The organism is Candidatus Eisenbacteria bacterium (genome assembly GCA_005893275.1).
Taxonomy (GTDB): domain Bacteria; phylum Eisenbacteria; class RBG-16-71-46; order SZUA-252; family SZUA-252; genus WS-7.
Genome location: VBOW01000016.1, coordinates 43,621 through 55,791, shown reverse-complemented (window position 1 = coordinate 55,791; position 12,171 = coordinate 43,621). Strand labels below are relative to the sequence as shown.

At 66.0% G+C, this 12,171-nt stretch carries 9 protein-coding genes; 3 read left to right on the top strand and 6 right to left on the bottom strand.

All coding sequences use genetic code 11. The annotated features are described in order from the left end of the window. Positions 1 to 22: 22 nt before the first annotated feature. Complete coding sequence (locus E6K76_02515; GenBank protein ID TMQ60219.1) at positions 23 to 343, bottom strand: YtxH domain-containing protein; 321 nt, start codon at positions 341 to 343, stop codon at positions 23 to 25. 369 nt (positions 344 to 712) lie between these two features. On the opposite strand from E6K76_02515, the gene E6K76_02510 reads away from it, so the two are divergent. Both E6K76_02510 and E6K76_02505 read left to right on the top strand, forming a co-directional pair. Next, positions 713 to 1,504: a HAMP domain-containing histidine kinase gene (locus E6K76_02510; GenBank protein TMQ60218.1), complete on the top strand. Its 792-nt coding sequence runs from the start codon at positions 713 to 715 to the stop codon at positions 1,502 to 1,504. Positions 1,505 to 1,512: 8 nt separating this feature from the next. Continuing rightward, entirely contained in the window at positions 1,513 to 2,862 is a 1,350-nt protein-coding gene (locus tag E6K76_02505; GenBank protein TMQ60217.1) for a sigma-54-dependent Fis family transcriptional regulator, read from the top strand. A 10-nt stretch (positions 2,863 to 2,872) separates the two neighbouring features. Here the strand turns inward: E6K76_02505 and E6K76_02500 are convergent, their stop codons facing one another. Both E6K76_02500 and E6K76_02495 read right to left on the bottom strand, forming a co-directional pair. Then, on the bottom strand, positions 2,873 to 4,057 hold the full coding sequence (locus E6K76_02500; GenBank protein TMQ60216.1) for a glycosyltransferase family 4 protein: 1,185 nt from the start codon (positions 4,055 to 4,057) through the stop codon (positions 2,873 to 2,875). Positions 4,058 to 4,644: 587 nt separating this feature from the next. Then, entirely contained in the window at positions 4,645 to 5,079 is a 435-nt protein-coding gene (locus E6K76_02495) for a hypothetical protein (GenBank protein TMQ60215.1), read from the bottom strand. Positions 5,080 to 5,475: 396 nt separating this feature from the next. On the opposite strand from E6K76_02495, the gene E6K76_02490 reads away from it, so the two are divergent. Next, positions 5,476 to 8,082 carry a response regulator gene (locus E6K76_02490; GenBank protein ID TMQ60214.1) on the top strand — a complete coding sequence of 869 codons (2,607 nt, stop codon included), beginning with the start codon at positions 5,476 to 5,478 and terminating at the stop codon, positions 8,080 to 8,082. Here the strand turns inward: E6K76_02490 and E6K76_02485 are convergent. Genes E6K76_02485 through E6K76_02475 form a run of 3 tightly spaced genes read right to left on the bottom strand, consistent with a single transcriptional unit; the run spans position 8,073 to position 12,048 of the window. Continuing rightward, a complete protein-coding gene (locus E6K76_02485) occupies positions 8,073 to 9,296 on the bottom strand; it encodes an FtsX-like permease family protein (protein ID TMQ60213.1) in 1,224 nt (407 codons plus the stop codon). The two genes, E6K76_02490 and E6K76_02485, sit on opposite strands and share 10 nt — an antisense overlap. Before the next feature lies 1 nt (position 9,297). Further along, a complete protein-coding gene (locus E6K76_02480; protein ID TMQ60212.1) occupies positions 9,298 to 10,731 on the bottom strand; it encodes an efflux RND transporter periplasmic adaptor subunit in 1,434 nt (477 codons plus the stop codon). Between the two features lie 3 nt (positions 10,732 to 10,734). Beyond that, entirely contained in the window at positions 10,735 to 12,048 is a 1,314-nt protein-coding gene (locus tag E6K76_02475) for a hypothetical protein (protein ID TMQ60211.1), read from the bottom strand. Positions 12,049 to 12,171: the final 123 nt, after the last annotated feature.

Here is a 12,171-nt window from a genome sequence, read left to right as displayed (position 1 = left end):
AGCATCGCAATGCCGGCCGCATTCAGGGGCCCGGCGAGTGAGAGGTACGCGCGCCCTGGTCCTCTTGGGTCATTCGGCTGCGCAGGTACTCCTCGCGTCCCGTGTCGATCGCCGACCGCGCATCCTTCTTGAGCTCGTTCAGACTGTCCCGTGTCCGCTTCACCGCCTGGCGAGCCCCGTCGCTCCAGCGGCGAACCGTGGAGCCGACACGCCGTCGCGTGTCTCTCCCCAGGGCGGGCGCCAAGAGCAAGGCGATTCCGGCTCCCACCACGACCCCGAGAACGAAGGGCGCGATGTTCGTCGCGTCGCGCCCGTCCTCGTTGATGTTGGGATACACTTCCATGGATCGACTCCCTGTTGCGCCTTGCGGTGTGAACCTAGGCGAACGCGTCGAACCCCAATTGTTACAATCACAGCTCCACGTCCCGGAGCCCCTTGACCCCGCTGACGGATGAAGCCGCCGTTACTTGGAGAGGCCGATAGGTCCCGGCCTCGAACCGGCAGCCGGTCATCGTGAGGTACATCTAGCAATATCAAGGCCTGGCAATATCAAGGCTTGCAACGGCTGGGGGGGACCTTCACAATGTACGTAGTGTTACGGTGAGTTTGCGGTCCGTTCTTTTCCTAGGCCGGCTGCGCATGGATCGCGCTCTGGAGCGTACACGGCCCCCGGCCTGCATCTCGGCGCATCGAACCCGATAGCCACTGACCCATGGATCCTGGCATGCTAGAAGGTTCCCCGTTCGTCTTGGATCCGGACTTGGTGGCCGACGACGAGACGACGCGGGCGCTCGAAGCCGATTTGCGCCTCGCCGCCCACCTGCGCGCCCTGTCTCGGGTGTCGGCGGTGACCGCCCACGACATTCGAACTCCTCTTCACACGGTCATCCTCTACTTGGAGCTCCTGCGCAACACCATCGAGGGTAAATCCAAGGATGATGCGTCCCTTCGCCAGGAGCGCTACGTGGAGGTCATCGGCTCGGAAATTCGGCGGCTCGAGCGGATGCTGGATGGCCTGCTGGGCCAGACGCGGGTAACCGAGGATTCGAGGGAGCGGTTCGACCTTGCCGATACCGCCCGCGACCTGCATTCGTTTCTCGACCCCTATTGCCGCCGCTCGAGAGTGCAGGTCCTTCTCAGCCTGCCCGAGGCGCCGGTCGTAGTCGACGGCAATCGAGACTCGATCAAGCACGCTCTGATCCACATTCTCCTCACGGCGCTCGAAGGACTTCCGGACGGCGGGGAATTGGGCATATCCCTCGCCGCCGGCCGCGGGAAGGCGCTGTTCACGCTGACAGGCGCGGCGCCGGGAGCGCAACCGGCGATTCTCGACAGCTCGGGCGGCCCGCCCCAGCCGGGCCGTGCCCTCGGCGTCGAGCGGGGTCTCTATGCGGCGCGGCGCGCGGTGGAACGTCACGGCGGCAGCATCAAAGTGAGATCCCGCGGCCGGCGGGGCCCCGCGGGCTTGGAAATCCAGCTCCCTCTGGCCCCGGCCGGGGCCTGAGCACCGTCATGCCTATCGCGCTGATCGTCGACGATGAAGCCAACAGCCTCTCGGCGATGATGGAGCTCGTGGAGAAGGAGGGCTTCTCCACGCTGTCCGCCGCGACTCTCGCGGAAGCCCGCGATCGGCTCGCGCAGACGCGGCCCGATGTCGTGCTCGCCGATCTGATGCTCCCGGACGGAAAAGGGCTCGAGCTGCTCCCAGACATGAACTCGACGCCCCGCCCGGAGTTCATCTTGATTACCGGATACGCGTCGGTGGACTCCGCCGTGGCGGCGCTCCGCGTAGGGGTGCTCGATTACCTCACCAAGCCGGTCGATATTCGTCGGCTCAAGACCGCGCTGGCGAACGTCTCGCGCACGCTGGCGCTCAAGCAAGAGATCGGCTGCTTGCGCGAGGAGCTGCGCGAGCTGGGACGCTTTGGCCGGCTGATCGGGAACTCCCCGATCATGCAGAAGGTCTACGACCTGGTCGTCAAGGTCGCCCCGACGGACGCAACGGTGCTCCTCGTTGGCGAGAGCGGCACTGGAAAGGAAGAAGTGGCGGCCACCATCCACGAGCTCGGACGCCGCCGCAGCCAGCCTTTCCTTCCCGTCAATTGCGGCGCGGTCCCGGCCAACCTCATTGAGAGCGAGCTGTTCGGCCACGAGCGGGGCAGCTTCACCGGGGCGACACAGCTCCATCGGGGATACTTCGAGCGCGTGTCGCGCGGGACGCTTTTCCTCGACGAAATCACGGAGATGCCGATCGAGCTCCAGGTGAAGCTCCTGCGCGTCCTGGAAACCGGGACCCTGATTCGCGTCGGCGGGGATGAGCCGATCGCGGTGGACGTTCGCGTGATCGCCGCGAGCAACCGGCCCCCCGAGATCGCCGTCAAGGAAGGCAAGTTCCGCGAGGACCTTCTCTACCGGCTGAATGTTTTTCCGATCGTGCTGCCGCCTTTGCGCGACCGGAGCGACGACGTCGTTCTCCTGGCGGAGCACTTTCTGGCTCAGATCAACCGCGAGGAGGGCGCCTCCAAGAAATTCAGCGCCGCCGCTCTCCAGAGGCTTGCCGCCTACAGCTGGCCGGGGAATGTGCGGGAGCTCAAGAACATGATCCGGCGGGCGTTCATCCTGAGCGAGGATGTTATCGAGATGGATGCCCTCCCGATCGGCCCCGCCGCGCCGGCACCCCAGGCGGCGGCTTCCACCCACGACGCGATGCGCGTGGGGATGTCGCTCGCGGAGATCGAGCGGCATTTCATCCTCGCCACCCTCGAGCATTTCGGAGGTGACAAGAGGAAGGCCGCCGAGATCCTGGGCATCAGCCTGAAGACAATCTATAACCGCCTGAACAACTACTCCGCGACGGTGTAGAGGCTCGCCGCTAGGCCGCCCGGCTGCTCTCGACCGAGCGAGGCGCCGGCCCCGAGGCGCGACCGACCGCCCGGCGGATCAGCGACCGATAGGTCTTCACGTAGTCTTGGGCCATTCGCTTCGAAGTAAACCGCCGCTCGAAAACGGAGCGGCAGGCAGCGCCGCTCAGGCCGCCGATTCGCTGCACCGCCCTCACAGCCTCGCCGATGGATCCCACAACGTACCCGGTCACGCCGTCGTCGATCACCTCGGGAACGGAGCCGCGTCGGTAGGCGATCACCGGGGTTCCGCACGCCATGGCCTCGATCATCACAAGTCCGAACGGCTCGGGCCAGTCGATCGGGAAAAGCAGGGCATAGGCCTCGCTCAGGAACGGGATCTTCTCGTTTTCTCCTATTTCACCCAGGAATTCGACCCTCCGGTCGGTGAGGAGCGGTCGGATCACCTCGTCGAAATAGACGCGGTCCGCCGCATCGACCTTGGCGGCAATCTTGATCTCCATGCCGGTCCGCCGGGCGATCTCGATCGCGCGATCGACCCGCTTTTCGGGGGAGATTCGTCCCAGAAAGGCGAGGTAGGTCCCGGGCTTGGATGGAGCGGCGCCGAAGCTTGAAGGAAGACCGTGGTGAATCGTGGCCTGCCAATTCGCCCATGGAAGCGGTGTCCGCTGAGCGTCCGAAACGGACACGAGAGGCGCGTCCGAGTACTCGCGATAGACAGGAACCAGGTCCGCAAGATCCAGACGGCCGTGGAGAGTCGTGAGGCTGGGAACGGGGAGCCGCCGCGAGAGCGGGAAATGAAGATAGTCGCAGTGGAAGTGGATGATGTCGAACCGACGCGACTCCTGCACGACCCGTTCGAGCATGAGCAGATGGTGAGCGAGCGGATCCGCGCGGTGCTCGTCAAGCCGCAGGGACCGAGGGCGGACGGGGACCAGCCTCGCCTTGGTCCTCGAATCGCCGCTCGCGAAGAGCGTCACATCATGCCCCGCCGATACCAACTCCTCCGTCAGGTACGAGACGATCCGTTCGGTGCCGCCATAAAGTTTCGGAGGGACGGACTCGTAGAGGGGAGCCACTTGGGCAATCGCGAGCGACCCTTCCCGCTCTGGAAGCGAAGGGTGTGAGCCGGCTCCGCCATTGTCGAAGGCCTTCGTTGCGGCAGAGCTCCCTTCCAAATCGACAATGGTTTCCATGGCCGTATCTCTCTTTTCTTCCGGGTCCCCGGGAACGGCCAGTTTACACCAAATAGACGGTGTGTTCGGCTCTCATGATCGGAACCGATGCGGGCTCATTCCAAGGGCTCGCGTTGCGCCGGAAACGTTCGAGGCCGGGCGTCTCCTTGTAGCTTCTACAAGCGCGTAGGAATCCGTACATAGCTCCTGATGCCTGTGACGACACGTGAGGCACTGCAAATAGCGGAGTTACGTCTCAACGCCGGTGGCACGATTGCTGCGTAACTTGCCGGCAGATGATGCGGTCGAGCGTGGCGAGCGCTCATGAGGTTTCGAGCGAGCAGGTGCTGGGGGTCCGGACGTCAAAGACCTGGACCTAGACCGAAAAGGCAGAGTCTTCGGTCCGATCCTCCGGCCTTGCTCGCGTGAAAATGTATCCAGGGGCCCTCCACTGGCCTTCCGACCGGGACCGGGCGGTTCCCCACCCAACCCTCTCCCCTTAATGGAGGGCCCCTTTTCTTTCTTCAGCTCTCCTGGCCCCGATGTTGCTCAATGCGAGCCGTGCACCGGGAGGGCGCGCGGCTTCGCTCCTCAAGTGCAGGAGCCCATCAGGTAAGTCGGGGCAAACGATGTCGACGGTTCTCCAGATTTGCTTTGTAATTGTAACAATTGCGGTGGTTGCCATCGCGATTACGGTCATTCGGGAGATGCGGCATTTTCGAAGGACCTCGGACGAATTCTTCAAGCTCGCCGAGGAAACCCGACAGTGGATCGATCAGCTCGGGAACGTTGCGCGCGATGCGGGCGAGCTCGTGCGATCCATTCGTGATGTCGTCCCACGGCTGCGACGCGCGGTGGATCGCTTCGAATCGATCGGAGAGCGCACGGCTTGCCTTTCGGACACCTTGCTTGACGAGGTGGAAGTTCCGGTCCGGGCCGCTGTGGCGTTGGCGCGAGGTGTCAGACTCGGGACGCAGCGATTCCTCGATGGCTTGGCTCGACGACTCACCAGTCGCCCCTCGAGCAACGGAGGAGCGAATCATGAATGACCGTTCGGACCTCAAGGGTGCGGCGTGTTCAGGGTCCCCGGGGCCGAGCGCCACCCGAATCTCCCGCCAACCCGCCAGAGCATCACGGAAACGAGTTCCCCGGTGGGGCAGCGCACACCCGAGGCGCAGTATTCGCCCGGCTCGGAGCGGCCTCTGGACCTGAATCGACACCTCGCGCGCCGCATTCCCGGGCTATAGAGGGGTCACACGGGCGCTGCCCGCCGGGGTCTATAATTCGCAGGGTCACGGTCCCACCGTTTCCGTAGTCACACGCCGCGGCGCGCCCTTCGGCGCCTGGAATTCCGGCGGCGATGTTGCGCCAGACCCGGTTCTTCCATAAGCTCCCCCTCCGCGCACCCCCTCGATCTCGTTCCGGAGCCCCTGCGTCCAATGCCGAATCCCCGATTGCTCAAGGGCGTCGTGGCCAGCCTCGCGGTCGCCGTGGTTTACCTGATCGCGGGAAAGATCGGGTTGAGCCTCGCGTTCGTGAACGCGAGCGCTACGGCGGTTTGGCCCCCCACCGGCATCGCGCTCGCGGCGTTCCTCATCCTGGGTTACCGCGTCTGGCCCGGCGTCCTGCTCGGGGCTTTCTTGGCCAACCTTACGACCGCGGGGAACGCGGCGACATCGGCCGGCATCGGCGTCGGGAACACGCTGGAAGGGCTTCTCGGGAGCTATCTCGTTCAGCGATTCGCCGGTGGTCGGCGCGTCTTCGAGCAACCAAATAATATCTTCAAGTTCGCGGGCCTGGCGGGGATCGTGAGCACCGCGGTGAGCGCTACGATCGGCGTCACGACGCTTTCTCTGGGAGGATTCGCGCCATGGAAGGACTTCGGGGTGATCTGGTGGACTTGGTGGCTTGGAGACGCGTCGGGGGCGCTCGTGGTAGCGCCCCTCGCGGTGCTGTGGTGGCTCAAGCCTAAGGCGCTCTGGTCACGGCGGCAGATCGTGGAAGCGGGCTTGCTCTTGTTCACGCTGGCCGCGCTCGCGCTGTTCGTGTTCCATGGCATGACCCCCTTCGAAGATACGCGTTACCCCCTGCAATATTTCTGTCTCCCGCCTTTGGTTTGGGTCGCCTTTCGGTTCGGACCGCGTGAGTCCACGACGGCCATCGCCCTGCTCTCCACGATCGCCACCCTAGGCACGCTCCAAGGGTTCGGGCCCTTCTCCGGCAGACCTCCGAACGAGTCGCTCCTCCTGCTCCAGGGTTTCATGGCCGTCGTCTCGATCATGATCCTCGCGATGAGCGCTGCGGTCACCGGCCGCCGGCGGATCGAGAATTCCGTGCGCCGCCTCAACGAAGAGCTGGAGCAGCGGGTTCTGGAGCGGACGGGGCAGCTCTGGATCTCCAATCAGGAGCTTCATAGCCAGGTCGCCAAGCGTGCGCGGGCCCAGGAGAAACTGGAGAAGAGCGAGGCGCGTCTTCGCGAAGCTCAGAGGGCCGCGCGGATGGGGAGTTGGGAATGGGACATCGACCGGAACGTCGTCTGGTGGTCGGATGAGCTCTGCTCGATCTACGGGCTCGACCCGACCACCTTCGGCGCTACCTATGAAGGATTTCTCGAGCGGGTCCATCCCGACGATCGCGAGCACGCCCGCACCGTGGTATCCACCGCCGTCCGCGAGAAACACGCCTTCAGCTTCGAGCACCGGATCGTTCGGCCGGACGGCAGCGTCCGGGTCCTCCTGGATCAGGGAGGCGTCCTCACGGACGGGCGTGGGAAACCCATACGGATGATCGGGACCGGCCAGGACATCACCGAGCACAAGAGGGCGGAGAACGCGCGGGCTTCGCTGGCTCGGGAGCAGGCCGCTCGTCGCGAGGCCGAGGAGGCGAACCGCCTCAAGGACGAGTTCCTCGCCACGCTCTCGCATGAGCTCCGCACCCCGCTCAACGCCATCGCCGGCTGGGCGAACTTACTGCGGGAAGGGCAGCTCGATCCGGCGACGACGGCGCGGGCCGTGGAAACGATCAACCGAAATGTGAGGATCCAGAGCCACCTGATCTCGGACATCCTGGATATTTCCCGAATGGCCGTCGGCCGGCTGGAGCTCAAAGTCCATGCGGTCAACCTGGTCACGGTCGTCGAGGGCGCGATCGACACGATGAGGCCGATGGCTCAGACCAAGAACGTCGTCTTGAGTCTGGAGCTTGTGCACCCGACCAAACCGGTCCTAGGAGATCCGGATCGGCTTCACCAGGTTGCCTCGAATCTGCTTTCAAACGCGATCAAGTTCAGCCCCGAAGGCGGACGCGTCACCGTCTTCCTCGAGCAAGAGCGTTTCTTCGCGTCCATCCGAGTGGAGGACGACGGTCCCGGCATCGATCCGGAATTCCTCCCTTACGTATTCGACCGTTTCCGCCAGAGGGACTCCTCGGGCACCCGCAAGCACGGAGGTCTCGGGTTGGGCCTCGCGATCGTGAGGCACATCGTGGATCTCCATCGAGGGACCGTCTCGGCTTCGAATCGAGTGGAGGAGGGCGGGGCCGTTTTCGTTGTGACGTTGCCGCTCGCTGAGGTGCCCGCGCTACGCGGGATCGAGGGTCGGACGAATTCCGGGAGCTTGGAGCCGGCGGGGAAAGGCGACGACCACTCCATTCAATCGCTCGGTGGAACGCGGATTCTCCTGGTTGAGGACGATCCCGACTCGAGGGAGCTGCTCGCGATGGTTCTCTCGCGCTGCGGAGCCGACATTGTCACTGTGAGCTCCTGCCGCGACGCGTTGTCGGCGGTCGCCTCCCGGCGTCCCGACTTGCTGATCAGCGACATCGCGATGCCCGGCGAAAGCGGGTATGACCTGATCGGCAAACTGCGCTCGCTTTCCGCCGAGCATGGCGGAACGACGCCCGCGGTCGCCCTCAGCGCCTACGCAGGCGCGGAGGATGCCAGCCGGGCTCTGCGGGCCGGCTTCGACGTGCACGTCGCGAAACCGGTCGAAATGGCGGACCTGGTACGGATTGTGAAAGAGCTCATGGGCGACCGGGATCATTCGTAGCGCAGCGACTCCATCGCGTCCAACGAAGCCGCACGTCGGGCCGGCCAGACCCCGAAGAGAATGCCCACGGCGGCCGCGAACACGAACGCGATCACGACCGACGAGGCCCCCACCGATGTGCTCCATTGAAACGCGCTCCGCGCGATCATCGCGGAGCCCGCTCCGAGGATGATTCCGATCGTGCCGCCCAGGAGGCAGAGGACCACCGCCTCGATCAGGAACTGGAGGAGGATGGTTCTTTGTGTGGCGCCGAGCGCTTTTCGGATGCCGATCTCGCGGGTCCGCTCCGTCACCGAAACGAGCATGATGTTCATGATTCCGATTCCGCCCACGAGCAGACTCACCGCCGCGATCCCCGCGAGCAAATATGTGAACACGCGGGTGGTTTCGCCCAGGGTGGTCAGGAAATCGGCCTGGTTGCGGATCACGAAGTCGTCATCCTGGCCCGGCCTCAGGCGGTGCTCGCGCCGAAGGATCCTCTGGACCTCCGCCATCGTCACCGGGATGTCGTCCTCCGAGGGGGCCAGGACGCTGATGGAGCGAAGCCGGTCGTTCCCGATCAGCCGGTAGCGTGCCGTCTGGATCGGGACCAAGACCTGGTCGTCGGGGTTCGCGAACCCCCCGCCCTGGCCTTTCGGCGCGAGCACGCCGATGACTTCGAATTGAATTCCGTTGATCCGGACCTCCGCGCCGACCAGCGCCTCGCCTGATCCCAGCCCCAGATCGGTGAGAACCTGCTGCCCGAGCACCGCGACCCGCCTGCGCGCCGCGTCCTCGGCGCCCCTGAACATGCGCCCGGATTCGATCGCGAACTTCCTGACCTCGAGATAGTTCGCGGTCGTTCCGACAATCGAAGTATTCACGTTCCGGTTCTCGTACTGCACCTGGAGCGAGCGCGACATCTCCGGTTGGACCGCCGCCACCAGCGTGGACCGGTCCTCGATCGCTTTGGCGTCGTCGATCGCGAGCGGCGCGCGCTCGCTGGAGGAGGCGACGCCGCCCGCGCCGCGCGCCTGTGCCGGGAACACGCTCAGGAGCGTGGTTCCAAGGGAGGCGATGCGGTCCCGAACCGATTGCTGCGCCCCCCGACCGAGCGCCACCATGGCGATCACCGCCCCCACCCCGATCACGATGCCGAGCATGGTCAGAAACGAGCGCAGCTTGTTCGCGCGGAGCGCTTCGAGCGCGACGGTGATGGTCTCGCCGATCCGCATCCTAAGGCCCCCCGCCGGGGCCGCCCCGGCCTCCGCCGGGACCGCCGCCGCGGGCGCTCCCGCCGCCTGTCCCCGGGACGCCCGGCACTCCACTCCCGAGCCGCTGGCGGATCCGGTTTTGGGTTTCGGCCCTAGACGCCTGGGCTTCGGCGACCCCCAGGAGGACGACCTGTTCTCCTGCTTCGACCCCGTCCAGGACCTCGGCGTAATCAAAATCGCTCAGCCCGAGCCGCACGACACGGGGCTCAAGCCCGGCCGCGGTCTTCACGAACGCAACCTGCGCCCGGCTGGCGCGCCCCGCGCCGCCCGCGCGCGTGCCCTGCGCGGCCGCCCGGAACCCGCGTCCGGGGCTCGAGTCCGAGGCGCCGGAACGTGTCGCCCGCCCGGCCGCCCGCGGCCTCAACTGCTCGTCGACCTGCGCCCGAACGCGGGCGGCATCCAAGCCGAGCGCGGCCGCGACGACCGGCATCTCGCGCGCGCCGCGGACGGCGTCGACCGGGATCGCCGGGACGTTTTCCCGCTGGTCGACGAGCATCGACACCTCGCCGTTCATCCCGGGCAGAAGCAGACGGCTCTCGTTCGAGACGGAGATGAGCACCGGGAACATGGTGACCGATTGCTGTACGACCGCCTGGGGCTCGATTTTTTCGACCCGGCCCGTGAAGGTGCGTTGTGGGAAAGCGTCGACGGTAACCGTGGCGGTTTGCCCCGGTCGCACGCTTCCGATGTCGGTCTCCCCGACCAACGCGCGCAGGCGTATCTTGGCCAAGTCGGCCATATGGAGAAGCGTGGTTCCGCCACTGGCGGAAGAGGTGGCCGACGAGATCACCTGTCCGGAGGAGACGGCTTGGTCCAGGATGGTTCCTCCGATGGGGGCGCGCACGGTCGCATCTTCCCGGCGCTGTTTCGCGAGATCGAGGTCCGCCGCCGCCTTCACGAGCGCGGCCTGGGCGTTCGCGTAATCGAGGATGGCGCTCTCGTGCTCCTCGGCGGTGATGACCTGTGTCGCGAAGAGATCGTCCGAACGCTTCTTCTGCGTCCCTGAGATTTCCGCCTTGGCTCGGGCCGCGTCGAGGGCCGCCAGGGACTGGCTGTACTGATTCTGGACGTCCCGGGGATCGATCTGCGCCAGCAAATCGCCTCTGCGGACGGTGGAGCCGACCTGCACGGGCATCCGGACGATCTGTCCGGAGGCTTTCGATTTCACCTCAACGAGATCGATCGGCTCGACGGCCCCGGTCGCTTCGATCGTGACCGCGATGTCGCGTCGCTCGACGGGAACGGCCAGGACCTCCTGCGCGCCGGACCGGTGCCGCGCTCCGCGGACCAGGAGGATCGCGGCGATCGAGGCCAGCGCGACGAGCGCCAGGACCAGGGGACGCTGGGCGGCCCGGCGCAAACCCACGGGTTTTTCGGCGCGGCCCACGCTCGCCATGGCTTACAGCTCCCTTCCCACCAACGCCTCGAGCTCCGCCTTCGCGACGCGCTGGTCGTAACGCGCCCGGATGAGGTCCCGGCGCGCCTCGTTCAGCTGCGTCTGGGAAGTCAGGACGTCGAGCAGGGTCGATCCGCCGACGGCGTATCGCTGTTGCTGCACGCGGAGATCTTCTTCGGCGGCCGCCACCGAAGCGGCCTGCGACGCCACGCGTTCCCCGGCCGACCGGAACGCGCCGAGCTGCCGCGTCAAGGTCTCGACCGCGGCGAGGCGCGCGTCGCGCAGGGCCGCCTCGGCGTTCTCCTGCGCGACCTTGGCCTGGGTGATCCGCTCCTCGCGCTGCCATTGATTGAAGAGCGGGAGGGATGCCGAGAATCGGAGCGCGCCCGAATAGCTGAAATCATTTCCCGCGAGAACCGGTGCGTTTCCGGTACCGCTTCCGGTGCGCGAGTAGCTCGCGGCGAGGGAGGGGAGGTAATCGGTCCAAGCGCTACGCTGCGCGGCCTTCGCGGCGTCCAGCCCGGCTTTTGCCTGCCGCACGGCCGGACCGTTCTCCGCCAGCTGGCGCAGCGACGTCTCGTCGATTGCCAAGCCGGGGTGCTCGAGAGAGTCGACCTGCACGGCGGTGACCGGCTGCGGAGACCCCACGACCCGCGCCAAGGAGGCGTTCGCCGATTCGAGCCCGTTCTGCGCGTCGGTCACCGCGAGCTGCGCGGTCCGATACTGGATCTCCGCCCGAAGCGAATCCGAGCGGGTCGCCACCCTGGCCAGGGTCCGTGCGATGGCGCTCTTCCTTTGCTGCTCGGCCTGCTCGAGCTGGGCGGCCGCCGCTCCTTGCGACTCACGAGCAGCGAGCACGTTGAAGAACTGTTGCTTCGCGGCGAGGGCCGCGTCGTATTGCTGCATCGTCTCGTTCCCTTCGGCGGCGATCTGAATCGCCTGGGCCTGCCGCAAATCAAAGAAGCGCTGGCCCCCCGTGAATAGATCCACGTTCGCTCCGAGGCCGACGCTCGAGGACCACGGGTCCGATGGGAGCGTGATCACTTGCCCGTTTTCAATCCGCGTTCGGCCGCCGGAGACGAACTGGCGCGTGGCTCCGGCCGTGAGGCTCACGCTCGGGAGGAACGCGGAGTAGGCCGCGCGGACTCCGGCCGCGGCGCTGCGCGACTGACCCCGTGCCTGGACCGCTTGCGGCGCGTTGCGCTGCGCGAGCGCGACCGCCTCTTCGAGTGAGATGGGACGCGGCTCCGCGGCCGCCCCACCGAACGCAGAACCGAGCGCGATCACAAGCAAGGGACCCATGATCCGGCGAACCATTTGAACCTCCGTGCCGCCAAAGCTGTTAGGACAGAGACCCGCGCATCCGGCTCCGCGTTTCGCGCGACCTGGAACCTCCCGGGCCACGGGCCGCTCATCTACGGAGAAGATACGCCGGGGTTA